The organism is Sporocytophaga myxococcoides DSM 11118, from assembly GCF_000426725.1.
Classification (GTDB): Bacteria; Bacteroidota; Bacteroidia; order Cytophagales; family Cytophagaceae; genus Sporocytophaga; species Sporocytophaga myxococcoides.
On sequence record NZ_AUFX01000005.1, the window covers coordinates 480,041 to 506,494 of the forward strand.

24 protein-coding genes are annotated in these 26,454 nt (G+C 36.5%); 12 read left to right on the plus strand and 12 right to left on the minus strand.

The window, feature by feature from the left end; genetic code table 11:
• Positions 1 to 37 precede the first annotated feature (37 nt).
• The 4 genes from K350_RS0108015 to K350_RS0108035 all read right to left on the minus strand — a co-directional run bounded on the left by K350_RS0108015 (position 38) and on the right by K350_RS0108035 (position 3,801).
• Complete coding sequence (locus K350_RS0108015; protein ID WP_028979466.1) at positions 38 to 1,132, minus strand: tetratricopeptide repeat protein; 1,095 nt, start codon at positions 1,130 to 1,132, stop codon at positions 38 to 40.
• A 27-nt stretch (positions 1,133 to 1,159) separates the two neighbouring features.
• A complete protein-coding gene (dprA, locus tag K350_RS0108020) occupies positions 1,160 to 2,263 on the minus strand; it encodes a DNA-processing protein DprA (protein WP_028979467.1) in 1,104 nt (367 codons plus the stop codon).
• A gap of 35 nt (positions 2,264 to 2,298) precedes the next feature.
• Positions 2,299 to 2,607 (minus strand): MerR family transcriptional regulator, encoded by a 309-nt coding sequence (locus K350_RS0108025; RefSeq protein WP_231570032.1) that lies wholly within the window; start codon positions 2,605 to 2,607, stop codon positions 2,299 to 2,301.
• A gap of 216 nt (positions 2,608 to 2,823) precedes the next feature.
• Complete coding sequence (locus tag K350_RS0108035) at positions 2,824 to 3,801, minus strand: M23 family metallopeptidase (protein WP_028979469.1); 978 nt, start codon at positions 3,799 to 3,801, stop codon at positions 2,824 to 2,826.
• Positions 3,802 to 3,936: 135 nt separating this feature from the next.
• Between K350_RS0108035 and alaS the strand changes: the two genes are divergently transcribed.
• Genes alaS through K350_RS0108050 form a run of 3 tightly spaced genes read left to right on the plus strand, consistent with a single transcriptional unit; the run spans position 3,937 to position 9,220 of the window.
• Positions 3,937 to 6,573 carry an alanine--tRNA ligase gene (alaS, locus tag K350_RS0108040; RefSeq protein WP_028979470.1) on the plus strand — a complete coding sequence of 879 codons (2,637 nt, stop codon included), beginning with the start codon at positions 3,937 to 3,939 and terminating at the stop codon, positions 6,571 to 6,573.
• 24 nt (positions 6,574 to 6,597) lie between these two features.
• Positions 6,598 to 8,058, plus strand: a complete 1,461-nt coding sequence (gene gatB, locus K350_RS0108045; protein ID WP_028979471.1) for an Asp-tRNA(Asn)/Glu-tRNA(Gln) amidotransferase subunit GatB — start codon at positions 6,598 to 6,600, stop codon at positions 8,056 to 8,058.
• A gap of 4 nt (positions 8,059 to 8,062) precedes the next feature.
• A complete protein-coding gene (locus K350_RS0108050; RefSeq protein WP_028979472.1) occupies positions 8,063 to 9,220 on the plus strand; it encodes a TlpA disulfide reductase family protein in 1,158 nt (385 codons plus the stop codon).
• A 3-nt stretch (positions 9,221 to 9,223) separates the two neighbouring features.
• Here K350_RS0108050 and K350_RS0108055 read toward each other — a convergent pair whose 3' ends face one another.
• Both K350_RS0108055 and K350_RS0108060 read right to left on the minus strand, forming a co-directional pair.
• On the minus strand, positions 9,224 to 9,955 hold the full coding sequence (locus K350_RS0108055) for a GIN domain-containing protein (protein ID WP_162144145.1): 732 nt from the start codon (positions 9,953 to 9,955) through the stop codon (positions 9,224 to 9,226).
• The gene (locus K350_RS0108060) at positions 9,952 to 11,031 is read right to left on the minus strand and encodes an acyloxyacyl hydrolase (protein ID WP_162144146.1); all 1,080 of its coding nucleotides are present in this window, start codon (positions 11,029 to 11,031) and stop codon (positions 9,952 to 9,954) included. The genes K350_RS0108055 and K350_RS0108060 overlap by 4 nt, the downstream gene beginning before the upstream one ends.
• Before the next feature lie 96 nt (positions 11,032 to 11,127).
• Here K350_RS0108060 and K350_RS0108065 point away from each other — a divergent pair, with 96 nt between their 5' ends.
• The 7 genes from K350_RS0108065 (at position 11,128) to dnaN (ending at position 18,204) form a co-directional block, all read left to right on the plus strand.
• Positions 11,128 to 11,712, plus strand: a complete 585-nt coding sequence (locus tag K350_RS0108065; protein WP_028979475.1) for a hypothetical protein — start codon at positions 11,128 to 11,130, stop codon at positions 11,710 to 11,712.
• 17 nt (positions 11,713 to 11,729) lie between these two features.
• Positions 11,730 to 12,434 (plus strand): SDR family oxidoreductase, encoded by a 705-nt coding sequence (locus K350_RS0108070; RefSeq protein ID WP_028979476.1) that lies wholly within the window; start codon positions 11,730 to 11,732, stop codon positions 12,432 to 12,434.
• 257 nt (positions 12,435 to 12,691) lie between these two features.
• Positions 12,692 to 13,621 carry a gliding motility-associated ABC transporter ATP-binding subunit GldA gene (gene gldA, locus K350_RS0108075; RefSeq protein ID WP_028979477.1) on the plus strand — a complete coding sequence of 310 codons (930 nt, stop codon included), beginning with the start codon at positions 12,692 to 12,694 and terminating at the stop codon, positions 13,619 to 13,621.
• A 25-nt stretch (positions 13,622 to 13,646) separates the two neighbouring features.
• On the plus strand, positions 13,647 to 14,375 hold the full coding sequence (gldF, locus tag K350_RS0108080; RefSeq protein WP_028979478.1) for a gliding motility-associated ABC transporter permease subunit GldF: 729 nt from the start codon (positions 13,647 to 13,649) through the stop codon (positions 14,373 to 14,375).
• Between the two features lie 7 nt (positions 14,376 to 14,382).
• The gene (gldG, locus tag K350_RS0108085; protein ID WP_037574553.1) at positions 14,383 to 16,038 is read left to right on the plus strand and encodes a gliding motility-associated ABC transporter substrate-binding protein GldG; all 1,656 of its coding nucleotides are present in this window, start codon (positions 14,383 to 14,385) and stop codon (positions 16,036 to 16,038) included.
• A gap of 1 nt (position 16,039) precedes the next feature.
• Entirely contained in the window at positions 16,040 to 16,999 is a 960-nt protein-coding gene (locus tag K350_RS0108090) for a DUF4340 domain-containing protein (RefSeq protein WP_028979480.1), read from the plus strand.
• 80 nt (positions 17,000 to 17,079) lie between these two features.
• On the plus strand, positions 17,080 to 18,204 hold the full coding sequence (gene dnaN / locus K350_RS0108095; protein ID WP_028979481.1) for a DNA polymerase III subunit beta: 1,125 nt from the start codon (positions 17,080 to 17,082) through the stop codon (positions 18,202 to 18,204).
• Positions 18,205 to 18,261: 57 nt separating this feature from the next.
• Here the strand turns inward: dnaN and K350_RS0108100 are convergent, their stop codons facing one another.
• From K350_RS0108100 to K350_RS0108115, 4 genes are all read right to left on the minus strand, one after another.
• On the minus strand, positions 18,262 to 18,972 hold the full coding sequence (locus K350_RS0108100) for a YebC/PmpR family DNA-binding transcriptional regulator (protein ID WP_028979482.1): 711 nt from the start codon (positions 18,970 to 18,972) through the stop codon (positions 18,262 to 18,264).
• 340 nt (positions 18,973 to 19,312) lie between these two features.
• Positions 19,313 to 20,620 carry a UDP-N-acetylglucosamine 1-carboxyvinyltransferase gene (murA, locus tag K350_RS0108105; RefSeq protein ID WP_028979483.1) on the minus strand — a complete coding sequence of 436 codons (1,308 nt, stop codon included), beginning with the start codon at positions 20,618 to 20,620 and terminating at the stop codon, positions 19,313 to 19,315.
• A 3-nt stretch (positions 20,621 to 20,623) separates the two neighbouring features.
• On the minus strand, positions 20,624 to 21,376 hold the full coding sequence (locus K350_RS27935) for a DUF4290 domain-containing protein (protein ID WP_081670929.1): 753 nt from the start codon (positions 21,374 to 21,376) through the stop codon (positions 20,624 to 20,626).
• A gap of 40 nt (positions 21,377 to 21,416) precedes the next feature.
• Positions 21,417 to 23,675: an ATP-dependent helicase gene (locus tag K350_RS0108115; RefSeq protein ID WP_028979484.1), complete on the minus strand. Its 2,259-nt coding sequence runs from the start codon at positions 23,673 to 23,675 to the stop codon at positions 21,417 to 21,419.
• Between the two features lie 312 nt (positions 23,676 to 23,987).
• Between K350_RS0108115 and K350_RS27940 the strand changes: the two genes are divergently transcribed.
• Together K350_RS27940 and K350_RS0108125 are read left to right on the plus strand one after the other, a co-directional pair.
• Positions 23,988 to 24,707, plus strand: a complete 720-nt coding sequence (locus tag K350_RS27940; protein ID WP_051312968.1) for an HAD family hydrolase — start codon at positions 23,988 to 23,990, stop codon at positions 24,705 to 24,707.
• Positions 24,708 to 24,820: 113 nt separating this feature from the next.
• Positions 24,821 to 25,381 (plus strand): DUF3109 family protein, encoded by a 561-nt coding sequence (locus K350_RS0108125; protein WP_028979485.1) that lies wholly within the window; start codon positions 24,821 to 24,823, stop codon positions 25,379 to 25,381.
• Here the strand turns inward: K350_RS0108125 and K350_RS0108130 are convergent.
• Positions 25,378 to 25,635, minus strand: a complete 258-nt coding sequence (locus tag K350_RS0108130; RefSeq protein ID WP_028979486.1) for a CBU_0592 family membrane protein — start codon at positions 25,633 to 25,635, stop codon at positions 25,378 to 25,380. The genes K350_RS0108125 and K350_RS0108130 overlap by 4 nt on opposite strands.
• 13 nt (positions 25,636 to 25,648) lie before the next feature.
• On the minus strand, positions 25,649 to 26,365 hold the full coding sequence (locus K350_RS27945; protein ID WP_051312969.1) for a hypothetical protein: 717 nt from the start codon (positions 26,363 to 26,365) through the stop codon (positions 25,649 to 25,651).
• Positions 26,366 to 26,454 lie beyond the last annotated feature (89 nt).

Consider the following 26,454-nt stretch of genomic DNA (forward strand, 5'->3'; position numbering starts at 1 on the left):
TTGGAAAAGTTAAAAATAGGAAAAAGGACTAATTTGTTTAGTCCTCTTCATCATTTATCTTAAGACAATACCTGCGATGTAGTTTTTTTGCCTGTCGTACATCAAATTCGAGAGCTTTGGTAAAATCGGAGCAGGCATTGGTGGAATCTACAATCCTTGAGTAAGCCAACCCTCGGTAATAATGAGCAATCCCAGGATTTTGCTGCTTTTTAATCATGTCAGTATAAATACTTATAGACTTTTGATGTTGGTTTAATTCCTGATAACAGTTGGCCAAATTAAGGAGAGCCATTTCTGACTCTGGCTGATGTTTCAGGAATTTCAGATAATCAGGGTATGCGGATTGACAATCACCCTTGGCATATTGGAGTAACTCTCCTCTGTATAGATAACTACTATCTTTAGCAGGATTTCTTTTGATCGATTCATTAAAATCTTCAAGGGCAGCAGATTTTTTTTTGATTTTAGCATTAGCTTTTCCGCGTTCATAATACAGATCCCATGAAGGGTTTTCTGTATTTTCAATTGCTTTAGTAAGATCTAAAACAGCTCCTCGATAATCCCCTAGCATGTGGAGCCTTAACAAAGCTCTTTTTTGAAAAGCAGGTGCATAGTCTTCGTCAAATGATATACTTTCTGTATAGGACTCTAAGGCTTTTAACCATTCTCCTTTTTTTTCATATTGAATAGCTTCCTCATGCGTTTTTGCTGCCATTCTGTTATTCATATAATGATAAAAAAGAACTGAACAAGCAACCAGCAATATCAATGCCAGTCCTGTGTATATATATATTCTTATTTCTTTAGACGAAACTTTAGGCGCTGGCGATGTGGCCGGTTTTGGCCGTGGCTGTCTACTGGTCCTTGGCTTAGAAGAACTATAGGTATGAGCTTTTGCAGATTTTTGTGAAGGGTTATAGTAATAATGAAGTTTTAAATCATATAATCTTCTTTTTTGTGGATCTGAAATGGTCTGATAAGCCGAATTAATCTTTTTGAACTGATCTTCATAATATTTATCACCCTGATGTTTATCAGGGTGATATTTCTTTGCCAGACTTTTATATGCAGCTTTGATCTCTTCAAAGGAGGCAGTGTTTTTTACACCCAAAGACTCGTAATAATTTTCCATTGGGAAAATATACGAAAGAAGACTATATCAGACTAATTTATACTTCTTCCCCGGTAATGATTTTACCTGATTACTGAATTCAAGATTGAGAAGGAGAGAGGCCATCTTACTCACAGGGATCTGACTTTTCCAGCACAACTCATCAATATGAGTTTCGCCATTATTGATCAACAGTTGAAATATTTTCTTTTCATCATCAGTAAGCCCCTCAGGAATCTCAGGTAGTTTATTTTTGGGTTTGGGTAAAATAGAGATATCCCAATTCATGAGTTCAATGATATCAGATGTCTTTGAAAAGATTTGTGCTTTGTGTGATTTTATAAGGTTATTGCATCCAAGGGAATATTTGTTGTTGATATTTCCTGGTACAGCCATTACTTCTCTGTTATAACCATTGGCAAGGTCAGCGGTAATCAAGGCTCCTCCTGAGCTGGAAGCTTCAACGACTATTACAACATCACTCAGTCCCGCAATTATTCTGTTCCTCGCAGGAAAGTATCCGGGTTCAGGTTTTGTATCAAAAGGATATTCGGAAAGTATACCGCCAGACGATTGCATTCTGTTTGCCATTTCTTTATGAACTGCCGGATACACAATGTTTACACCGGTTGCCATTACTCCTATTGTAGATAATCCGTTGTCCAGGGCCGATTTATGCGCATAGCTATCAATGCCATAAGCCAGTCCGCTGATGATTTGTACATTTTGTTCCTTCAATTCGGATATGATTTTTTCTGTCATTTCTTTTCCGTATCCTGTAGCATTTCTTGTACCTACAATTCCTACAGTTTTAGGAAAATTTAATGGTCCGTGGCCTTTATAATAAATGAGAGTAGGAGCGTCCAATATGGTTTTCAGCCGTTCAGGATAATCATGATTAGTATAAAAAAGAATTTTAGTTCCTGTTTTGATTGCCGTTTCTATTTGTTTCTCGGCCTTGGAAAAGATATCGGACTGAATGATAGATTTTGCAATATTTTCTCCTATGCCAGGAATCTTAAGCAATTTGCCTTTTTTTTCTCTGAAGACTTGTTCCGGATCACCACAGTAGCTTACTAATTGCCTGGTAAGTTGATTACCAATACCTGGAACGAGGCCTATAGCGACCTCATAAACATTTGCATGAGTCATTTAAAAATTTCTTATAGCTGTTGAACTGAAAAATTTTAAGGCAAACTTTTCTTCAATTCTATCAGAAAAGCTTTCACCTTTTGAAGAGATTCTATTATCTCTGTCTTTTCTTTGGCCTTTGTGCCGTGAATTTTTATATAATCTTTGGCCCCCTGTAGAGTGTATCCTCGCTCTTTTACCAGATGATAAACCAGCTTGATGTTTTCTATATCATCTTTGGTGTATTGCCTGTTTCCCTTTCTGTTTTTTCTGGGAGTAATAATATCAAACTCGGTTTCCCAAAAGCGTATCAGAGAAGCTGCAACTCCAAACATCTCGGCAACCTCACCGATGGTGTAGTACATCTTATCCAATTTTTTGTCCTGGTAAGTCAAATGCTTCTGGTTTTGAGTGGACTATTAAATTCAAAAATAGAAATAAAATTTCATTTTTTTTCAACAGAATCAGGAACCTCTATTATTAAATAATTCAGTTATAAAATTCTTATATACAAAATATTCTAAAAAAAGAGGGCATTGAAATTGTATTTCCAATGCCCTGAAATTTATAATAATTTACAATTATGATAGTGATTGATTTTCAACAGAAGCAAGCTCCAGTATTTTTTGATATTCAGCAGGTGAAAGATCTATATAGAAATAGTGGACAGGATTAACTTTTTTACCATTGTGAATGACTTCATAATGCAAATGAGGAGCTGTTGAAGATCCAGTATTTCCAGAAAATCCGATCAATTCGCCTCTTTTTACTCTTTGGCCAATTCTCACATTAAACCTGTCCAGATGTGCATATTTAGTGACATATCCATAACCGTGATCAACTTCGATTTCATTGCCATACCCACCAGGATTGGAAGCTACAGTTTTTACCACCCCATCTCCGGTAGAATATATTGGTGTGCCCTTTGGGGTTGAAAAATCACAGCCTGTGTGAAGCTTCTTAACTTTATAAATAGGATGAATTCGATACCCAAAACCCGATACAAGTCTTGTCAGCTCTTTGTTAGAGAGAGGCTGGATAGCAGGAATACTTGCCAGCATTAAAGCCTTGTTTTTTGCCAGTTTTACTATTTCATCATACGACTTTGTCTGGATATACATTTTCTTTTTAAGATTATCCAGCTTGGCAACTGTTGAAATAATCAATTCTTCCCTCTTTAAACCTCTATCCAGTAGTTGTTTATATTTCGTGATGCCTGTCAGCTCAGTATTTCTTACTGAATAAGGAATCGGTTCTGCTTCGAAAATAACTCTGTAAATATTGTCATCTCTTTCTTGCAGAGCGTTCAGCATTTTATTCGCCTGATCAATTTCCTGATTGAGTAGGTCGTAGTAAAGCGAAAGCTCTTCATTTTCTTTCCGAAGCAAAGTTTCGTGCGGGGATTTGAAATACTTGGTGTATACATATACCAGAGCCACCGCAAAAATGAATGAGACAAAAAGAAAACCCAACGTGTTAAGTACTAGGTCCCAGGTAGATACCTTAAGACGCTCATACTTGCAGGTTTCTGTGTCGTAATAATATTTTATTCTGGCCATTACTGAACTTCTGAGATTTATACTAAATTTGCGCCTTCAGATAACGGTGAATCAGGTGAAAATTATGCCTGATTTGTCGACGAAAAGCTTAAAATTATAAAAAAAGTATAAATATTTAAAGGTCTTTCCTAATTAATGGATTCCAAAAGCATAAGACAGAAATTTCTTGATTTCTTTAAGGAAAGGGGACACCACATTGTTCCGTCTGCTCCAATCGTCAATAAAAACGATCCAACTCTAATGTTTACCAATGCAGGTATGAACCAATTCAAGGATATTTTCCTTGGAAATCAGCCTGCTAAATATAAAAGGATAGCCGATACTCAGAAATGCCTCAGAGTAAGTGGTAAGCACAATGACCTGGAGGAGGTTGGTATAGATACCTACCACCATACCATGTTTGAAATGCTTGGAAACTGGTCTTTCGGAGATTATTTTAAAGAAGAAGCTATAAAATGGTCCTGGGAACTCCTTACAGTTGAGTATAAACTTCCTAAAGAAAGAATTTATGCAACCGTATTTGGAGGAGACAAAGGTGAAAACCTTGAGCCTGATAATGAGTCTCTTGAATTGTGGCTGAAATATCTTCCTAAAGAAAGAATTCTTTATGGTTCCAAGAAAGACAATTTCTGGGAAATGGGAGATCAGGGTCCTTGCGGCCCCTGTACAGAGATCCATATAGACCTAAGAACAGAAGAAGAAATTAAAAAAGTGCCAGGCCGGGACAGGGTCAATAACGATGATCCTAGGGTGGTTGAAATCTGGAATAACGTTTTTATTCAGTACAACAGAAAAGCCGATAAGAGCCTGGAGCCGCTTCCTGAGAAGCATGTGGATACAGGTATGGGTTTTGAACGCCTGGTAATGGCCATTCAGGCGAAGACTTCGAACTACGATACTGACGTGTTCCAGCCAATGATCAAATTCATTGGAGATGCATGTGGCAAAACCTATGGAAAAGATCTGAAGACCGATGTTGCAATGAGAGTGCTTTCTGATCACATCAGAGCAATATCTTTCACGATTGCTGATGGTCAGTTGCCAGGTAATGCAAAAGCTGGTTATGTAATCAGAAGAATTTTGAGAAGAGCAGTTAGGTACGGATATACTTTCCTTGGTTTCAAAGAGCCGTTCCTTAATAAGATGGTACCTGTGCTTTCAAACCAGTTTGCAGAAGTATTCCCTGAGTTAAAGGCTCAGCAGGATTTTGTTCAGAAGGTAGTTCTTGAAGAAGAAATTTCATTCCTGAGAACGCTTGAAGTCGGGTTGAAAAAGCTTGAGCAAATACGTGCGAATATAGAACAGACCAAAGGTGCGAAAGTCATAGACGGAAAAACAGTATTTGAATTGTATGATACTTTCGGATTTCCAGTTGATCTTACCGCACTTATTGCAAGAGAGTATGGTCTTGAAATAGATGAAGCCGGCTTTGAAAAGGAAATGGCTGTGCAGAAAGAAAGATCCAAGAAAGATGCAGTTAAAGAGACTACAGATTGGGTTCAGGTAAGAGAAGAAGAAGGTGTAGAATTTGTAGGCTATGATCATTTGCATGCTAAATCAAAGATTGTAAAATACAGGAAAGTCACTGCAAAAGGTAAAGACCAATATCAGGTGGTGCTTGATACTACACCTTTCTATGCAGAAAGCGGTGGTCAGGCAGGTGATACAGGTGTGCTTCAGTCCGGAAAAGAAAAGATCCAGATTCTTGATACTAAAAAAGAAAATGATCTGATTATACATATCATAGATAAGCTTCCTGCTGATGTTAAAGCTGACTTTGAAGCGAATGTTGATGAGAAGAAAAGACGCCTTACTGAAAATAACCATTCAGCAACTCACTTGTTGCATGCGGCATTGAGAGATGTACTTGGAACTCATGTTGCGCAGAAAGGATCATTGGTAAATGATAAGGTATTGAGGTTTGACTTTTCACATTTCTCCAAAATGACTACTGAGGAAATTGAGAAAGTTGAAAAGATTGTCAATGCCAAGATCAGAGAGAATATTCAGCTGAATGAAAGACGTAATGTACCAATTAACGAAGCTAAGTCTCTTGGTGCAATGGCACTGTTCGGTGAGAAATATGGAGAGTTTGTGAGAGTCATTACTTTCGATTCTTCTTATTCAGTAGAATTGTGCGGAGGTACTCATGTCTCTGCAACTGGGAAAATCGGGTTGTTTAAGATTGTTTCCGAAAGCTCTGTAGCAGCTGGTGTAAGAAGGATAGAGGCAATTACAGCAGATGAAGCGGAAACCTTTGTTGATTCTCAGCTTTCAATTATTGAAAAATTAAAAGAAGTACTTAAGAATCCTAAAGACATATTAAAAGCTGTGGAAGAGCTTTCGGCTGAAAAAGCAAAGCTTCAGAAACAGATTGAAGAGTATGTCAGCAAAGAAGGACAGGGCATCAAAGAGGAGCTACTTAAAAAAGTAGAACCAGTTGATGGCATTAATGTTGTGATATCAAGAGTAGACCTTTCTTCAGCAGATGCTTTAAAGCAATTAGCTTATGACGTAAAGGCTAAAGTGGATAATTTGTTCCTGGTTCTTGCAGCCAAAATTGATGATAAACCTCAGATTGCAGTAATGATCTCTGAAAATCTTGTTGCGGATAAAAAGCTTCATGCCGGTAACCTTGTTAAAGAACTTGCAAAAGAAATACAAGGTGGAGGTGGTGGACAACCTTTCTTTGCAACAGCAGGAGGAAAAGACCTTGCTGGGCTTGATAAAGTTTTAGTGAAAGCTAAAAGCGTTCTTAAAGAAAAAGTATAAGTAAAATTCAGTATTGCTTTTAAAATGGATAAATCAATCATAGATAAATATCAGCCGGTAATTGGTCTTGAAGTACACGCCCAGTTAAGTACTCTGAGTAAGATTTTCGCATCTGACTCTACAGAGTTCGGAAGTTTGCCCAATACAAACGTAAGTGTGATCACTCTGGGACACCCGGGAACATTACCATTACTAAATAAAAAGGTTGTGGAATATGCAATCAAAATGGGTTTGGCAAGTGGCTGTGAAATCAACAGAGTAAATTTCTTTGATAGAAAAAATTATTTTTATCCGGATCTACCAAAGGGGTATCAGACCACACAAGATAAGGCACCTATTTGTAAAGGAGGAGAGGTTGTGATTCGAATGAAAGACGGAGAGAAAGTGATTCGTCTTAATAGAATTCACATGGAAGATGATGCAGGTAAAAACCTTCACCTTGCTGGAGAAACGGATACTCTTGTAGACTATAACAGAGCAGGTGTTCCCTTGATTGAGATTGTTACAGAACCGGATATCCGCAGCTCGGAAGAAGCATTTCAGGTGGTAACAGAAATCAGGAAGCTAGTTAGGTATCTTGAAGTATGTGATGGTAACATGGAAGAAGGCTCAATGAGATGTGATGCCAACGTTTCTGTGATGCTGAAAGGAGCAACTCAATACGGTAAGAAAGTGGAGATCAAAAATATGAACTCCATCAGAAATGTACAGAGAGCCATAGATCACGAAATTGAGCGTCAGATCGAGCTGATAGAAAAAGGTGAAGCAATTTTCTCTGAGACAAGGATGTTCGATGCTACCACTGGCAGCACTTATGGAATGAGAACCAAAGAAGAGCTGAATGATTATAGATATTTTCCAGAACCGGATCTTCAGCCTTTAAATATATCAGACAAATGGTTAGCTGATATAAAGGCAACTATGCCAAGCTTACCAGGTTATCTGTATAAGAAGTTTACAACTGAATTTGGCCTTCCTGAATATGATGCTCAGGTATTAACAGATGCTAAAGAAATAGCATTGTATTTTGAAGACCTATGCAAGCATACTAAAAACTATAAAGCAGCTTCTAACTGGATCATGGGACCTGTGAAGGGATATTTAAATGAATTAACTCTTCATATAAATGATTTCCCATTGTCTACTCAAAAAGTATCTGAGTTAATTGCATTGGTAGAATCAGGAAAAGTAAGCTTTGCCGTTGCTAGTCAAAAGATTTTCCCTGAAATGATTAATCAAAAGGGAGGCTCAGCTCAGCAAATAGCTGAAAAAATGAATTTGATTCAGGAGAGTGATACTGGAGCTTTACAACCTTTGATTGATGAAGCTATTGCAAAATATCCAAATAAAGTAGCAGAATATAAAGCTGGTAAAACAAACCTTTTAGCCATGTTTATGGGAGAGGTTATGAAACTTACAAAAGGTAAAGCTGATCCTAAAATTACAAGTGAATTATTAAAAAAGACACTGGATAATCTGAATTAATCTTATGAGGGTATTAAGTTTTCTGCTAATCGTAGCGGTTGTTTTTGGGTGTTCTGAGAAGAAGGAATCTGAAAAAAAAGAAGGTGATTTTTCTTTTGAATTATCAGGAACAATTAAAAATGGCGGTGGTAAGAAATTATACCTTGATAAACTTGAAAACCAAAGCTGGATCCATTTAGATTCGACAGAAATCGGATCTGATGGATCTTATAAATTTACGGGTGCTCTTTCTGAACCTGATTATGTTTTGTTGCAGGCAGATACTCAAAACGTTCTGCTTATTATCGATGCTCCTGCTATAAAGTTTAATTCCGATTTGACAGATTTGCCAGGGAATGCATCTGTAGAAGGATCGAAAGCAACAGCGGAATATCTGACTTTTTTTAATCAGATGAGTAAGCTTCAAAAGGCACAGAACAAGTTACAGCAAAAGGGAATGTCATTTCAGATGAAGAAGCAGGAAGACTCTATTCCTGCCATTATGGCTGAATTGAAAGGCCTTCAAGAAAAGGTCCGTAAATTAACTATAGCATCTATAGATTCAGTTTTACCTTCTCTTTCTGTATTTTCAATGGTTAACTACCTTGACTTTCAGTCTGAACTTCCTTACTTGAAAAAGGTAGCAGATGAAATGAATAAGGCTTACCCAAATTCAACATACACTAAGCTCCTGTCTTCAGAAGTGCAAAAAGCTCTTGTTATGAAAAAGCAAGAGGAAGAAAAGGAAAAACTAAGTAAAGTTGGTGTTGGGAAAAAAGCTCCGGAAATTGCACTGCCTGACCCAAATGGAAAAATTATCAAGCTTTCAGATTTTAAAGGAAAGTATGTATTGATAGATTTCTGGGCCTCATGGTGTGGTCCTTGTCGCATGGAAAATCCACATGTGGTAGAACTTTACAAAAAATATAAGGACAAAGGCTTTGCTATCCTTGGTGTTTCTTTGGATGAAGACAAAGAGAAATGGAAGAACGCAATTATGAAGGATGGCCTTGTCTGGGAACAGATTTCGGATCTTAAAGGCTGGGCTTCTTCGGTTAATCCTGTTTATGAAGTACAAGCAATCCCCTTAACTTATTTGATAGACAAAGAAGGTGTCATTATCGCCAAAAATTTGCGCGGCCATGATCTGACAAATAAGTTGGAAGAGCTCTTTGGTAAATGATATTTATTGTTTGATAAACTCTCCAGCTCCTTGTTTGTGCATTGCAACTACCTGAGGATCGCCACTGTAGTAGACATTTCCTGTGCCTTGAATTGTCGAGTAAAAAGCACTATCAGAGTGCACATAACTCATGCCTGGTCCCTGGTTTGATATTGATACAAATTTACAATCAGGTGTATTTACTTTCAATTGACCGGATCCAAGGTTGATAGCATGAAGGCGATGCAGCTTTCCATTTATTGTGATGTTTGCAAGTTTATCCATATCAACCCAAAGAAATTCCAAATCAACATTGAGATTTACATCTGCATTGGAGTAGTTGTGCAGAAACAGCCGGTCTTTTTGTATAACACCTTCATTACTTACTGTACCATATCCCATGACAAAAATGTCTTTATATTTAACAGCATCAATATAGACCTTTATATCTTTTTTGTAGCTTCTGACCCAATTGCATGTATTGGTATTTCTTATTCTAAGGTTAGTTCCATCATTCTCGCTGGTAATCTTTTTTAGCAAATTTTCACCAGCTTCAACTACCAAAGTATCTCCAAGATTATTCTTAAAAATGAGGTCTATGTTATCTTCAACAAAGATGTAATATACTCCTTTTACAATCCTTCTTTCCTGGACAATTTTACCTGTTCTCTTCACACAGTCCCAGCTGTCTTCTTTATTGCATGACAATAGAATAGCTGAAATGATTGCAATATATAGTAAACCTGATTTTTTCATTTTAATGTATAACCAACTGTCCATTCAACTATCTCTGCCTGACCAAAGTGGGCTTTGAGTGCTATTCCGGCACTTATAGCTTCATTAAAATTGTATTTGACAGTATATCGTTGATAAAAGGGTTTGTATCTTTTTAACGGATCAAATACATAATAGCCGCACTGACCAACAAAGGATACCTGACTTATAAAATAATGGAATCCCAATGCGACGCCATGTCTCATATAATTTCCATTGACCAGTTTCTCATCAAAGGTGCCTCTCTTGATTTCGGCTTTTGCAGAATAGTCATAGATAAAATCATAGCCAAGATTAAGGCATGTGCGTGAATTGATGCCAAGGTCATAGTAAGCAGAAAATACTCCTGCAAAATACCTTGATCCTCCGATAGGTTTTATTTCTTTAAATCCACCGCCAATTGAAAGATTTAATGAATTGAATCTTCTTTTTCGTTCTGGTTCCGGAGCATCAAATGTTACTTTCTTTTTAGAGATGAAGCCAAGCCCCGCATAAACTGCAGGTATATTCATTCCGAGATTAGGAATCTTCATTGAACCATTACTTAAATGAAACAAGCCAATCCCAGCGTTGAAAATTAATCTTTTTGAAAGGGTGGTACTGAAATTTATGGCACCATTAAGACAATAATTGAAGGTACTTCCAGTGATATTATTTTTATTGTTTGTCATGATGTCAAACTTACGGAATACAACTCCCGGGCCTAAACCTATTCTCCATCTGAGTTCACTTTTTGGGGTTCTGTAAAAAGCTTTACCGTAATATATTATTAAACCTAAAGCATCACCTACAGGCTTTTGCGGATCAAAATGCAGGTAGTTTAATGAATATCCTACCACTGGATAATTATTGTTTACCTGCCAGCCTTTGCTTCCATCTGTTTGAATTTTGAAGTCGAGTTCAAGTTTTAATGGTCTTTGATTAGCCAAATGGCCAATATCATCACCATGCTGCATCAGAAATCCATAATGATAATTTAATGAAAGCGCATATTTTGAAGCAGGTGCTTTATCTTGAGCAGATGCAACGAAACAATGGAGGGAAAAAATGATGAGCAAAAAGTGAAATTTCAATAAATGCATTCTATTTTCGCAAAATTAATAATCCAAAATTATCATAAATTCATATTACTTTAGAAGAATAATCTAAATAAAATGAAAGCTGTAGCATCTGATAAACCTGAAAAAGCAATTGTTGTTTTTGTTGCCATGACCTTTGTGCTATCAATTATTTTGAATGACACCAAAAGGTTTGAGTACATTGCCTGGGCTCCATTGCTTGCAGAAGTTTTATTGTTGGGTTATTATATATTTATAATCAATGATTTAAAGATAAAGGCACTCATGTTTGGTATGGCTGTTTTCCAGGCTGGATTTGCCTTGGAGCTCCTTCAAATCGACTCTGCAAAAATTCTTTTATATATTGGTTTGGTTACCTATTTGATTTTATCAGGTATGTTTATTCTGAAAGCAATTAAAGATAGTCTGAAATTCAGGAATTTTGAGATGATGGTCTTTTTGATGGGCTTATTCTTATTATTTCCTGTAGCTTTAATATTTTTTATGGAAGTTCAGAATTTGCTCCTGATACTTTGTTTCGGACTTGCTTTTGTATCAGCCACTATCATATACAATGATAATCTTTGGGAGAGATTTTCAGAAGGAGAGAGAAAGATTGTTATATTCCAATTGTTAAATTCGGTTGTAATCATTTCAGGAATATCATTGAAAAATTTTTAAGAAAATAAAAGTATAATATGAATTTAAAGGATAAAGTTGCTATTGTCACGGGCGCGAGCAAAGGTGTTGGTCTTGAGATAGTAAAGGTATTGTTGGAGAAAGGAGTAAAGGTTGCGGGATGGAGCAGAACCGCTCCTGATTTTAAACATGATCATTTTAAATTTTATGCTACAGATGTTGGAAACATAGATTCGGTTAACGGTTCATATAATTCAACGATTAGAGATTTTGGAGAAAATATTAGCATCCTGATTAACAATGCCGGATTGGGTTATGCAGGTCTGATTGAAGAAATGCCTGTTGAAGAATGGAAAGAAATGTTTGACACCAATGTTCATGGAGTCTTTTTCTGTTCTCAAATGGTAGTTCAGAAAATGAAAGAAATGGGAGAAGGGCATATCGTTAATATTGCTTCCATTGCGGGAAAAGAAGGCATAGAAAAATTTGCCGGATACTGCGGGACTAAATTTGCTGTCAGAGGTATCTCTCAGTCTATGTATAAAGAACTTAGAGATTATGGTGTAAAGGTGACTTGTATTGTTCCTGGCTCTATTCATACCAATTTCTTTGATTCAATAGATTCTATTAGCGTACATCCAAATATGATGAGGCCTGAGGATATTGCCGGAGCTGTTCTTTATTCTTTGGAAACATCAGAAAATTTCCATCCTGTTGAGCTGGAATTCAGACCATTAATGCCGAAAGGCAGGAAATCGATTTAAGAAGCGGAAAGCGAAAGGCTTAAAGCGAAAAGTTGAAAGTCTAAAGTTAAGCCTCTCTCTATGATTAAATATCATATTTAACGGCTTTATTGTCGAAAAATATTAGGATAAAGAGTTAGGAGATTGAAAAAAGTTATCATCTTAAAACTTAAATCTATTAAGTATTCGTTCATAAAAGAAATCCAAACTTTAAGCTTTGCGCTTTCCGCTTTAAGCTTGAATTCAATAAATTTGCAAAAAGATAACATACAGTCATAGTGAGTTTAAAGGTACAGGAGTTAACTAAAATTTACGGCGAGCAGAAAGCTGTAGACCATATCAGTTTCGAGGCCGGTAAAGGAGAGATTCTTGGCTTTCTGGGGCCGAATGGAGCCGGCAAATCTACTACAATGAAAATTGCAACTTGTTATATACCTCCAACCTCAGGAGTTGTAACAGTAGCTGGATATGACGTTGTGGAGTCTCCTTTAGAGGTGAGAAAAAATGTTGGTTATCTGCCGGAACACAATCCTCTTTACCTGGACATGTATGTACACGAATACCTTGAATTCATTGGTTCTCTTCATTCTATAAAAGGAAGTAAGCTTAAAGCAAGGGTACAGGAGATGGTGGAAATGACGGGGCTAACTTTAGAACAGAATAAAAAACTTGGGGCTTTGTCAAAGGGCTATCGCCAAAGGGTTGGTCTTGCTCAGGCTATGATTCATGAACCTCAGGTGCTTATACTTGATGAGCCTACTACCGGTCTGGATCCAAACCAGATTCTTGAAATCAGAAATCTAATTAAGAATATCGGTAAAGAAAAAACGGTCTTGTTTTCTACACACATTATGCAGGAAGTGCAGGCATTGTGCGATAGAGTGGTGATCATCAACAGAGGAAAAATTGTTGCTGATAACCGTGTTAGTGAGTTGAAAGGTCTTCAGGCTTCGGGTAAAAAGATTATTGTTGAGTTTTCAGGTGAAATAGAAGTCGGATATTTAAAGTCCTTATCCGGTGTGAATGAAGTGAAGCACACTACTGACGGGAAATATGAATTGCTCTCTTCTGGTGAAAATGATGTAAGAGGAGCTATTTTTAAACTTGCATCTGAAAGAAACTGGACGCTGATTGGCTTGAATCAGGAAGAGCATTCTCTAGAGAATATCTTCAGAGACCTTACTGGCAAGAAGAATGATTCCATATAATTTAAAATTTTAACTTGTAGGATTTGTGTTAAGCATATTTAGAAAAGAAATAAACAGTTTTTTTAACTCACTGATTGCCTACCTTGTCATCAGCGTGTTTCTTACATTAATAGGATTATTCCTATGGGTTTTTCCTGAAAGCAGCGTCTTTGAATTTGGCTTTGCAGATCTCGAAAGCCTTTTTGCTTATGGTCCTATTGCCTTTCTATTGCTGATTCCTGCAATTACCATGAGAACTTTTGCTGAAGAAAAAAGAGAAGGAACCATGGAGCTATTGTTGACCAGGCCTGTAAAAGATTGGGAGATTATTCTTGGTAAGTTTTTGTCAAGCCTGGCTTTGGTTTTGTTCAGCTTAATACCAACATTGATATATTATTACTCCGTTTATAATCTTGGAAATCCGGTTGGGAACATTGATTCAGCGGCTGTCTTTACTTCTTACATTGGTTTGTTTTTGTTAGGTGCGGTCTTTACTTCTATAGGAATATTTTCATCGGCTATCACAAGAAATCAGATTGTAGCATTTATAATAGCAGTATTGCTTTGTTATACTCTTTATGATGGAATGGCAAGGGCCGCATCAATAAACTTCTGGGCAGCACAAGCTAATATCCTTGTAAAGCTTGGTTTAAGTTATCACTATGAAGCATTAAGCAGGGGATTGATAGATTCCCGAAATGTTCTGTATTTTCTAAGTATAATTTTTATTATGCTTCTTTCAACGAGATTGGTTTTAGGCAGCAGAAAATGGTAAGCAGATTATGAATTTAAAGAAGTTTGATATTATCCGTTTCCTTTTGCTTATAGGGACTGTTGTATTTATAAATATAATTTTTTCTGAGCATTTCTTCAGGCTGGACCTTACACAGGATAAGAGATACACAATTAGTCCATCCACTAAAGAAAAACTTAAAAGTCTTAACGAACAGGTATTTGTTGATGTCTTTCTTGATGGAGATCTGAATCCTGATTATTCGAGACTTAGAAGATCAATAAAAGAAACACTAGAAGAGTTCAAAGCCTATTCAGGTGATAAGATTGTATACAGGTTTACAGATCCAAATGCCATAGAAGATAAGAGGCTGCGTGAACAGTTTTATTCTCAGTTGATTCAAAAAGGTATACAATATAAGTATGACCTGGTGCAGCAGGGCGGTGCAAGAGAAGAGAAGATAGTATTTCCTTCTGCCCTTATTTCAATGGGCGATAAGGAAACACCGGTAATGTTTCTGAAAGGAAGCAAGATTCTACCAATGGATCAGCAACTGAATCAGTCAGTAGAAGGAGTGGAGTACGAGTTGATGGCAGCGATAAGAAAGCTTAATAATGAAGTTACCAAATCAGTGGCATTCACAGAAGGGCATGGCGAGCTTTCAGCAGGGGAGACCGGCGATATTTCTACTGCTTTGAGTGAATATTATAATGTAGAGAGAACTGTTATAGCCGATTCAACAAAACTAAGTAACTACAACGCTTTGGTAATTGCAGGGCCAACCAAACCTTTTTCTGAAAAGGAAAAATTTATACTTGATCAATATGTTGTTAAGGGTGGGAGAATTTTGTTCTTTATCGATCAATTGAATTTGAACAGGGATAGTCTTGTATCTGGTGTTACTTATGGGTTTTCTTATAATCTGGGCCTGGAAGATTTACTTTTTAAATATGGAGTAAGGATTAATGATGATTTGATACAGGACCTTAATTGTGCATTGTTGAAAGTTGAGGTTCCCGGTGGACAATCAGAGATGGTGTCCTGGCCATATTTCCCAATCTTTTATAATTTCGGTAAACAGCCTGTAGTCAAAAACCTTGATGCATTAATAGGTAGATACGTGAGTTCTATGGATACTGTAAAAGCTTATGGGATAACAAAGACTCCATTGATTTTTACTTCAAAAAATTCAAGACTTATCAAAGCACCACTTCCTGTTGATTTAAATGAAGCAAGAAAAAATCTTGATCCGAAAGACTTCAATGCAGGAATGTTACCAGTTGCATATCTATTAGAAGGTAACTTTGAATCTGTTTATAAAAACAGACCTTCGCCTATGGCTGGAGTACCAGTAGTTAAACAAGATAGCTCCAGTAAAATCATAGTAGTGTCTGATGCGGATTTTATTAGAAACGAAGTAGATAAAACGAGGAATCAGCCGATCCCATTGGGTTATGATCCTGATTTGAAATATTTGTTTTCCAATAAAGAGTTTATAATGAATGCAGTGGATTATCTGATGGATGAACCGATAGTGGCTGCAAAGGGCAAAGAAATACAGCTAAGACCGCTTGATAAAAATAAACTTGCTGAAGAGAAGATATACTGGCAGGTAGTGAATCTTGTAATGCCTATTGTACTTCTTATCGTTTTTGGAATCAGCAGATACTATTTGAGAAAGAAAAAATATACAAGCTTTAGATAAAATGAGGGAGTTGAAGAAGTTAAGTCCATATATCTTTTTATTCGTAATTACCGGATTGGCAGCCTTGTATACATTGCTGAATGAAAGAGGTTCTAATTCTTTTAATAAAGAGAAGCAATCTGTTGGGGTGGCTGATACCACTGCTATTACATCTGTTAGTCTGCAGACTAATAACAAGGTTACGAAACTTCATAAACAACCTAATGGTAAGTGGTTGGTAAATAATAAATATGAGGCGAGAGAAAAATTAATAAGCCTATTATTTTTCGGATTGAATAAAATTGAAGTTAAAAGACCAGTTGCGGATAATAAAAAGAGCGGGGTAGTTGCAAATCTTAAGCAAGACGGTGTGAAAATCACTGTGGAATCTTCAGACAAAAAGGATGTGTTTTATGTATTGTCCAATGAAAATGATGTGAACAGTACTTACTTTCTTGCTGAAGGCTCTGCTGATCCTGTAATCGTTTTTGTTCCTGGAGTAAAGGGAGATCTTTCTGAATTGGCAAGTCTGCAAGAACAGGATTGGAGATCCCGGGTTTTATTTAATAGCAGTCCAAGAAGTCTTCAAAAAGTATCAGTAAGTTTTCCAGCTGCTCCTTCAGAAAATTTTACTATCGTTTCTAAAGGAAATAAATTTGAAGTAGAAAATCTTCCGGCTCAGGATAGCTCAAAAATCCACAGATACTTAATGTTGTATGGCGTAACAAATGTGGATAAGTACATAGTGAGTGGAAAAGATACTATTGTAAATCAACTTCATAAAGGTAAACCGTTTTCAACAATACAAGTGGATGATATTGTGGATAACCTTAGTAAGACTGTTGATATTTATCTGGACCCATGGAAACAAGGTAAGATTTATGCTATCATCAGGAATACAGGGGAGGTGGTAACTTTGAATCCTGAGCTGACAAACTATCTGCTTGTGAAAAAATCTTTCTTTGCTCCTTCAAATAAGTAAGAGGGTTTTTTTTAGAATTCGGTTTTTTATAATTAACTTTATCCCCTTCATATTTTACTAGAATAGGATAAAAGAGCTATATGAAATTTGTTGTTTCTTCAACTGCCCTTCTTAAACAATTGACTGCGATCAATGGGGTTATCACTACAAATCCGGTAGTGCCGATTTTGGAAAATTTCCTGTTTGAGGTTTCTGTGGGCAAACTTACTGTTTATGCTTCAGATCTTCAGACTTCCATGATTACTGAAATTGTGGTGGAATCTAAAGAAAAAGGAAATATTGCGGTACCTGCCAAAATACTTCTTGATACACTTAAGAATCTACCGGAGCAGCCAGTAACTTTCACGATTGACGAAGAAACTTATAGCATCGAAATCAGCTCTGATAATGGAAGATATAAGTTGTCAGGTGAAAATGCCACTGATTTTCCAAGAGTACCTGCCGTTAAAAATGGATATGCAGTAGATGTACCATCTGATATTTTAACCAGAGCCATTGCCAGCACTATTTTTGCAGCCAGCAACGATGAGTTAAAGCCTCAAATGACAGGTGTTTTCATTAATATTTCAGATGCGAATACAACATTTGTTGCTACTGACGGACACAGACTAATCAGATACAGAAGGTCAGACATTGCTTCTGAAAGTCAAAATACTTTATTAATACCTAAGAAAGCTCTTAACCTTCTTAAAGCATCTCTTCCAACTGACAATACTCTTGTTAAGATGGAGTTCAATGCATCTAACGCTTTCTTCAGCTTTGCAAATATCAAGATGATTTGCCGTCTAATTGACGAGCGTTTCCCTGATTATGAAAATGCAATTCCTGCTAACAACCCAAATAAGTTAACAATCAACAGACAGGATTTGCTTAACTCTTTAAAACGTATCTCTATTTACGCAAACAAGACCACTCATCAGGTACGTCTTAAGATAGCAGGTAGTGAACTTCAGATTTCAGCAGAAGATCTTGATTTCAGCAATGAAGCAAATGAAAGATTATCTTGCGAATATGAAGGAGACGATATGGAAATCGGATTTAATGCGAAATTCCTTATTGAGATGCTGAATAACCTTGATTGTGAGGCTATTGATATTAATCTTTCAGCACCAAATAGAGCAGGTATCTTAAATCCGGCTAAAAAAGATAAGAACGAAGATGTACTTATGCTTGTGATGCCGGTGATGCTTAATAACTATGTGTAATTGTGAATAATAGTGTTATAAAAGAAAAGGCTGGTCAATCTGATCAGCCTTTTTTATTTATTTCATATTGTGGAAAACGTTTTGAACATCATCATCCTCTTCAAATTTTCCCAGGAGTTTTTCGATTTCAGCTTCCTGCTCTTCTGTTAATTCTTTAGCATCTGTAGGTATTCTTTCAAAGTCTGAACTTATTACCTCATATCCTTTTTCCTCAAGGAAGTGTTGAATTTTTCCATATGCATCAAATGCTCCATAAATTACAATTTCATTCTCATCAGCGCCTATTTCATCCGCACCAAAATCTATCAGTTCCAGTTCTAGCTCTTCAATATCAATATCTTCTCTGCTTTTGATTTTAAAGATACATTTTCTTTCAAAAAGGAAATCAAGAGAACCAGAAGTACCAAGAGATCCTCCACTTCTTGTGAAATAGCTTCTAACACTGGCAACGGTTCTGGTAGGATTGTCTGTAGCTGTCTCAACTACAATTGCAATTCCATAAGGACCATAACCTTCATAAACTACTTCTTTATAATCTTCTTGTTCTTTAGAAGAAGCTTTTTTTATAGCCCTTTCGACATTGTCTTTAGGCATGTTTGCCGCTTTGGCGTTCTGGATCAAAGCACGAAGTCTTGAGTTGGTCGTAGGGTCAGGACCGCCTGATTTAACGGCCATGGCAATGTCTTTACCAATTCTGGTAAAAGTCTTAGCCATTTGTCCCCATCTTTTCATTTTTCTGGCTTTCCGGAATTCAAATGCTCTTCCCATTGTAATATACTTTTAAAATAATATCAGTTATTGCTATAATTCTTCTGTAAAAAAAGTAAAGATAAAAATCAAAGAAACCAGAACAAAGGTTAAACCATATAAAATTCCGATTGTGACGTCGCGTCTCTTTGATATAAAGGCAATTAAGATTGAAACTAAGATGAGTGCGAAATAAAGTACATATGATATGGTGGTCGGAAGAAAGGTGATGAATCTAAAGTAAACGTAAGAAACAAGAATTAGAATTATGGCTATTAAGATTCTTAGTTTATTGCTTTTGATTTCCATATCATGATTAAAAAGGAGCCGCTTTAACGGCTCCTTTGTACAAAAAGATTAATTAAGAAATTCTTCTTATGTCAGCTCCAAGTGCATTTAGCCTGGTATCAATATTCTGATATCCCCTGTCTATTTGTTCTATGTTGTGAATAGTACTTTTGCCATTAGCAGATAAAGCTGCGATCAATAAAGCCACCCCGGCTCTGATATCCGGTGATGTCATCTGTATTCCCCGAAGAGGAATTTGTTTATTTAAGCCTATTACAGTAGCTCTATGTGGATCGCAAAGTATTATTTGAGCTCCCATATCTATCAGTTTGTCAACAAAGAAAAGGCGGCTTTCGAACATTTTCTGGTGTATTAATGCAGAACCTTTAGCCTGTGTTGCCACTACCAATGCAATACTCATAAGGTCAGGTGTAAATCCTGGCCATATAGCATCTGATATTGTAAGGATAGAACCATCAATGAAGGTTTCTATTTCATAGCTATCCTGAGAAGGTATATAAATATCATCTCCTCTGAATTCCATTTTAATGCCCAGTCTTCTGAATATAGTAGGGATAATTCCCAGCATATCGATTCTACAGTTCTTTATCGTGACTTCAGAACTGGTCATTCCAGCCATACCTATAAAACTTCCAATTTCGATCATATCAGGAAGAATGGTATGAGTAGTGCCTCCTAAAGAATCCACTCCTTCTATAGTAAGAAGATTAGAGCCGATACCGCTAATTTTTGCTCCCATTCGATTGAGCATGGAGCAAAGTTGCTGCAGGTATGGTTCGCATGCTGCATTGTAAATAGTAGTTTGACCTTTTGCAAGAACAGCTGCCATTACAACATTTGCAGTTCCGGTAACTGATGCTTCGTCAAGGAGCATGTAGCATCCTTTCAGATTACTTGCATCGATTTGATAGAAACTATCTCCGGAATCATAGGAGAATTTTGCTCCTAATTGTTCAAGGCCCAGAAAGTGGGTGTCGAGCCTTCTACGTCCAATTTTATCGCCCCCTGGTTTGGGCATTTTAGCCTTTCCGAATCTGGCCAGTAGTGGACCAAGGATCATTATAGAACCTCTTAGCGCTGCTGCTTTCTTCTTAAAGGTATCAGTTTCTAAAAAGTCAATATTGACATTTTTGGCTTCGAACAGATAGGTGGAGTCTCCTGTCTTCTCTACTTCTACACCAAAATCTTTTAATAATTCAATGAGTTTGTTAACATCGATAATGTCCGGTACATTATGAATAGTAACAGGTTCCGGAGTTAATAAAACAGCACAAAGGATCTGAAGCGCTTCGTTTTTAGCTCCCTGAGGATAAATGTCTCCTTTAAGACGTTTACCACCGATAATTTCAAATGAAGCCATTACTTAGTTTTTTCTTCTTTTATCCTTAGAGTATTTATTGTCTCTGTTGTCCCTGTTATCTCTATCGCCTCTGTCTCCTCTATTGTCCCTGTATTCTCTGTTGTCTCTACTATTATTATCTCTGCCACGGAATTCTCTTTTGTATCCATTGCCATTTGAATTGCCACCGCTTTGATTGCTGGTTTTTGGCTCACGCATCTCTTTTACGTGGGAATCAAAAAGATTATTAGCTTTGATTTTTTCAGCATTGATTGGCAGCTTGTTTTTAGACATCGTTATAAGCTGCTCAATGATAATATCGTCTGTAATGTTTTCTTTATTCCAGGTCTGATAAAATCTTTTCATCAGCTTACCTATATAGATTATAGCTGCTTCCTGATCGTCTTTATCATCTAGTTGCAATGCTTTTGCAATAAGCAATTCTATATTTTTCCCGTAGTGTTTATAATAAAGCAGGTTGTTATTATAACCAACGGTCATTGGTCTTTTTCCAAGCAATGATTTTTCAGGCATTGGAAAAGGAGTTTCTACATCGAGTTTAAAATCAGACATGATATAAAGATGGTCCCAAAGTTTTCCGAAATCCTGGGTATCTCTCATGTTTGGATTTATCTGCTTCATTAGCTCGATAAGCGTTTTGGCATAACGTCCTCTCTCTTCGCGGTCTGGTATGCTTATCACATAATCAACAAGCTTTTGAATATTTCTTCCGTATTCTTTTAAAACAATGCCTGTTGAAGGATCTGGTATCTCCATAATGTAGTGTTAGATTGCGTGCTTAAAAATAATATTAATACTAGGTAGTGTGAATTTTTAGTTTAGCGAAACTTAAAATAAGTGTCTTTTCACCATGATCGTTAAATTCAATGACGGCTTTTCGGTCAGTTCCGGATACATCCATTGCTTTTACCGTGCCATATCCAAACTTTAGATGTTCTACTCTCATTCCTGGTTTTAACTGCGATGTATCACTGGGTTTAAAATCCGGAGAAGGGATGTAGTTACTCTTTGGTTTACTTAAAACCGGTGAAGCGGTTTTTGGTTTAGCTTTTATTACCTGAGAGGAAGAAGTTGTTGCTGCAGCCGGTGCCGCACTCGGCTCTGGTCTTGCTCTTCTGCTGATATTCAGGTATTGAGGGTCTAATTCATTTAAGAATCTGCTAGGCTCACATTCTTTCAATCTGCCGAAACGATATCTTGTAGCTGCAAAAGAAAGGCAAAGATTACTTTGTGCACGTGTGATCGCTACGTAGAATAACCTTCTTTCTTCTTCCAGATCAGCTCTGCTGCTCAACATCATCTGGGAAGGGAATAACTCTTCTTCCATCCCTACGATATAAACGCTTTTAAACTCCAGTCCCTTTGCCGAGTGAATGGTCATAAGAACAATAAAGTCATTGTCTTTGTCCTTTTCCTCTTCAATATCCGTCAAAAGAGATATTTCCTGAAGAAAAGAACCTAACTTTTTATCTTCAATATTGGGGTTGTCTACAAATTCCTTAATACCGTTCAAAAGTTCTTGAACGTTTTCATACCTGCTTAGCCCTTCAACAGTTTTATCCTCATACAATTCTTTCAGTATTCCTGAAGACTGAGCCACTTCAATTGCTGTTTCAAAGGCGTCCTTGTTTTCAGCAAGTCGCATGTAGTTTTTAATCTGTACAACAAATCCCTCAATGGCAGCGGCAGCTCTTCCCGGTATAATTGAATGTACGTTATTTAAAACATCCCAAAGTGAGGCGCCTTGCTCTTCGGCGGTTACCAAAAGTTTGGATACTGTCGTATCTCCAATTCCCCTCTTAGGATAGTTGATGATTCTTCTTAAAGCTTGCTCGTCATTTGGGTTAAGGGTAAATCTTAAATAAGCAACAAGGTCTTTAATCTCTTTTCTTTGATAGAAAGACAAACCTCCAACTACTTTGTATTTAAGATTCATTCTCCTCAAGGCCTCTTCAAATGCTCTTGACTGAGAGTTGGTTCTGTAAAGGATTGCAAAATCTTTATTCTTAAGCTGGTGAGCCATTTTTTCTTCAAAAATTGCTGTGGCTACCATTCGTCCTTCTTCATTGTCAGACGTAGCTTTGATGATCTCTATCAGTTTACCTGTTTCGTTTTCAGTAAAAACGTTTTTCTTAAGCTGTGCTTTATTTTTACCTATTACAGAGTTAGCTGCATTAACAATAACCTTAGTAGATCTATAGTTTTGTTCCAGTTTATATACCTGTAACTCCGGATAATCTTTTTCAAAGTTCAGAATATTCTGAATGTCAGCTCCACGGAATGCGTAAATACTCTGAGCATCGTCTCCAACTACACAAATGTTACGATTTTTTGCGGAAAGCTTCTTTGTAATACTATACTGGCTTAGGTTTGTATCCTGAAACTCATCTACCAACACATATTTGAATATATTCTGGTATTTATTAACCACATCGATATGGTTTTTAAACAGAATGTTAGTGTTAAAAAGCAAATCGTCAAAATCCATTGCTCCAGCTTTGAAGCATCTGTCCTGGTACAGTTTGTACAATTTGCCCATTTCAGGCCTCATAGCCGAAGCATCATCCGCCATAAAATGTGGATTGTTCAGATATTCCTGAGCTGAGATCAGACGGTTTTTGGCTCCTGAAATCCGGGCTAAAACGGTACTTGGCTTATAAAGCTTTTCATCTAGGTATTGCTCCTTGACGATTTGCTTGATAAGTGTTTTTGAATCGTCTGAATCGTAAATTGTAAAATTGCTTGTATATCCTATTTTCTCTGCCTCTGCTCTTAAAATTCTAGCGAATACAGAGTGAAAGGTTCCCATCCAAAGTCCTCTGGCTTCCGGACCGACAACCTTCTCAATTCTTTCCCGCATTTCCTTTGCGGCTTTATTGGTAAAGGTAAGGGCCAGGATATTGAATGGATCTACCCCTTTTTGTATAAGGTTGGCAATCCTGAAAGTTAATACTCTGGTTTTACCTGATCCAGCGCCAGCAATAATCATGCTCGGGCCTTCAGTATTAATAACAGCGTCTTTTTGGGAGGGATTAAGTGTTTTTATATAATCCATTTGGGCTTGCTAATCTAGTTTGCAATTTACAATATATTTCTCTTCAAATCCCATTTAAAGTTTTGAATTATATAAAACTTATAATTTTGAATCCGGAGAGGATATTAGGAGATTATGAATTGATAATTTTTTAAATTAAGGGATAAAATAAGATTTCTCCCTGAAGACATTATTTACATTCAGACTTTTCAGTACTTAATAGGAAACACCTTCTGAAATAGATTGGTTTCGCTAATTTTCTAGTCAAAAGTCAGAAATAAACTTTTATTTGATTTTATTAATTGGTTGATTTTTAATTGTATATAATAGTTTATGGATTTGAAGCCATTTCCCCAAAAAGAAAACTTGTTGATTTTTGATATCGATGGTACACTTACTGATTCTGTGTTTGTACACCAGTCTGGATTTAAGAACGCCCTGAAATATTCTGGGATATCGGATTATGACAGTAATTTTTCAGGATATAAACACCATACTGATTCATTTATCTTTAAGACAATTTTTGAATCCTATCAGAAATGCCCCTGTACAGAAACAGATATAAAGAATTTTAGCCATGCATTATACCAAGAGATTCAAAAGGAGCTTGATGCTAAATCAATTGGGGAGATAGATGGCGCATTAAAATTTATAAATTATATTTTATTTGAATCTGATTTTGCGTTGGTTTATGCAACAGGATCTTTGGAGAAACCTGCTTTATTAAAATTGGCACATACTGGTTTCCCTTTAAGTGAATCTCTGCTTGTTAGTTCTGATAAGCTACAAACCCGGGAGGAAATAGTAGAAGCCTCAATTATTAGGGCAATGGGGTATTTTGAAAATCAAAGATTCGATAAGGTTATAGCTTTGGGTGATGGCTTATGGGATTTACAGACAGCTAAAAAAGCAAATCTTGGATTTATAGGGATTGGTGCAAAAAATAAGCAAATATTATATGATCATGGGGCATCAGTTGTATTTGATGATTTTATTGATTTTAAAGCTATTATTAATTGTTTGAATACAGATTGTGCTATCTCCACCTGTTAATCTAAGTCAGCAAAATATCAGGATAAGTGAAGGGAATTGAAATTTTTGGGGAATAATTTTTTAATTTTGAATTCTTCAGCTAAAAAAACAGTTGGGGGTAAAAAGCAAATCAAGTGATAGTACAGGGAAATACGGTAATTAGCGACGATATCGCAGATAAATTTTTTGTTTGTGATCTAATTAAATGTAAGGGAGCTTGCTGTGTAGAAGGCGATGCAGGTGCGCCACTGGAAGAGGAAGAAGGAGCAATCCTTGAGCAGATTTATGATAAAGTAAAACCTTATTTGTCAGCAGAAGGAATAAAGGCAATTGAAGAGCAGGGGCTTACTGTGCTTGACAGTGATGGGGATCTGACTACACCTACTATTAAAAACAGAGAGTGTGCCTATGCTATTTATGAAAAAGGTATTTTGAAGTGTGGCATTGAAAAGGCATATCTGATGGGTAAGGTTAATTATAAAAAACCGATTTCATGTCATTTGTATCCTATAAGAATTAGCAAGTATGATCATTATGATGCTCTAAACTATGACAGATGGAATATCTGCAGTCCTGCATGCAGCAATGGAGAATCATTACAGGTACCGATTTACAAATTTTTAAAAGACCCCCTGATCAGAAAATATGGGGAAGACTGGTATAATGCTTTGGTGAAAACTATAGAGAAAATTTAACGGGCTTCGGAATTTTTATTCAATGTTGATTTCACAAGATTGAAAAGTGCAACTGCTGTCCATATAATATTTACAAATGCAGAAGGATAGGCTTTAAGGTATAAGGTGTTTATGATTAAGAATACCGCACCGGTGGCATTGAGCAATTGATAGGAGATTGTTTCCGGAGTAACTCTGTTAGTGGAGATAAGAAAATAAGCAATCAATACTTCTATGGCACCGATCCACCCGGTTAAATTTAGTATATATTCCAACTTTACAATTCTATTATTTTGAAGTAGCCGGAGATGCTCCGGTTTTGTTTGTATTTAACGGAATATATACGCTTAATTTTATCGTTAGGATATTGTCTTTTTTCTTCCTAGCTCCCCAATTACTGATATTATCAAGATAATCAGAAGTGGGGTTCAGATAACCTGCTTGTAAACCAATGGCATACCACGATGGAAGGAAAAACATTGCTCCAACTTTTGTCGGAAAGACAAAGGTCATATTGTTATAGTCTTCGCCTTTTGCTCTTGTGCTGAGCTTATTTTGTAGTTTGTCGTTATTCTGATCTTTTGGCGTAAAGCGCATAAGACCAATACCTTGGCTTATGAAAATACATCCCCATTTTCTTTTTATTAAGTTGAGCTGCAAATCATAATTGAATCCAATAACCGTAGTTTTGAAATATGTATTTGGAGTAGGGGAGGGATTAAGGTCTGGATTAAATTCATACCTACCATTTTGCCCCATGATATTTCCAGCAAAAAGATTTATGTTACCATTTAATCTTTTTTTCTTATAGAATTTAATACCTACATTATATATAGCAGTCCATTGCTGGAAAGAGTTGTTCAGATCTCCTCTATAAGAACTTGGACTGATGCCAGCCTCAATAAAATGCTTGGGGGAATCCTGAGCTTGGGCATTAAAGACAATGATAATAAGAGAAAGTAAAAAAAAAGATCTTAAGAAATTGAAGCTTTGAATGATCTTCATCTGGGGCAAATTTTATTGTAAATACCTTCTTAAGAATGAATGTAACCAAAAAAGGAAAAGCTGCTTTTAGAGCAGCTTCCTTTTAATAT

Coding starts and splice junctions, on each gene's coding strand:
- dnaN (WP_028979481.1), top strand. CDS start 17,080: ATGAAATTTGTTGTTTCTTCAACTGCCCTTCTTAAACAATTGACTGCG.
- K350_RS0108035 (WP_028979469.1), bottom strand. CDS start 3,801: ATGGCCAGAATAAAATATTATTACGACACAGAAACCTGCAAGTATGAG.
- K350_RS27945 (WP_051312969.1), bottom strand. CDS start 26,365: ATGAAGATCATTCAAAGCTTCAATTTCTTAAGATCTTTTTTTTTACTT.
- K350_RS0108090 (WP_028979480.1), top strand. CDS start 16,040: ATGAGGGAGTTGAAGAAGTTAAGTCCATATATCTTTTTATTCGTAATT.
- K350_RS27935 (WP_081670929.1), bottom strand. CDS start 21,376: ATGGAGATACCAGATCCTTCAACAGGCATTGTTTTAAAAGAATACGGA.
- alaS (WP_028979470.1), top strand. CDS start 3,937: ATGGATTCCAAAAGCATAAGACAGAAATTTCTTGATTTCTTTAAGGAA.
- gldG (WP_037574553.1), top strand. CDS start 14,383: ATGAATTTAAAGAAGTTTGATATTATCCGTTTCCTTTTGCTTATAGGG.
- K350_RS0108015 (WP_028979466.1), bottom strand. CDS start 1,132: ATGGAAAATTATTACGAGTCTTTGGGTGTAAAAAACACTGCCTCCTTT.
- K350_RS0108065 (WP_028979475.1), top strand. CDS start 11,128: ATGAAAGCTGTAGCATCTGATAAACCTGAAAAAGCAATTGTTGTTTTT.
- dprA (WP_028979467.1), bottom strand. CDS start 2,263: ATGACTCATGCAAATGTTTATGAGGTCGCTATAGGCCTCGTTCCAGGT.
- K350_RS27940 (WP_051312968.1), top strand. CDS start 23,988: ATGGATTTGAAGCCATTTCCCCAAAAAGAAAACTTGTTGATTTTTGAT.
- K350_RS0108025 (WP_231570032.1), bottom strand. CDS start 2,607: ATGTACTACACCATCGGTGAGGTTGCCGAGATGTTTGGAGTTGCAGCT.
- gatB (WP_028979471.1), top strand. CDS start 6,598: ATGGATAAATCAATCATAGATAAATATCAGCCGGTAATTGGTCTTGAA.
- K350_RS0108115 (WP_028979484.1), bottom strand. CDS start 23,675: ATGGATTATATAAAAACACTTAATCCCTCCCAAAAAGACGCTGTTATT.
- K350_RS0108050 (WP_028979472.1), top strand. CDS start 8,063: ATGAGGGTATTAAGTTTTCTGCTAATCGTAGCGGTTGTTTTTGGGTGT.
- murA (WP_028979483.1), bottom strand. CDS start 20,620: ATGGCTTCATTTGAAATTATCGGTGGTAAACGTCTTAAAGGAGACATT.
- K350_RS0108070 (WP_028979476.1), top strand. CDS start 11,730: ATGAATTTAAAGGATAAAGTTGCTATTGTCACGGGCGCGAGCAAAGGT.
- K350_RS0108055 (WP_162144145.1), bottom strand. CDS start 9,955: ATGAAAAAATCAGGTTTACTATATATTGCAATCATTTCAGCTATTCTA.
- K350_RS0108100 (WP_028979482.1), bottom strand. CDS start 18,972: ATGGGAAGAGCATTTGAATTCCGGAAAGCCAGAAAAATGAAAAGATGG.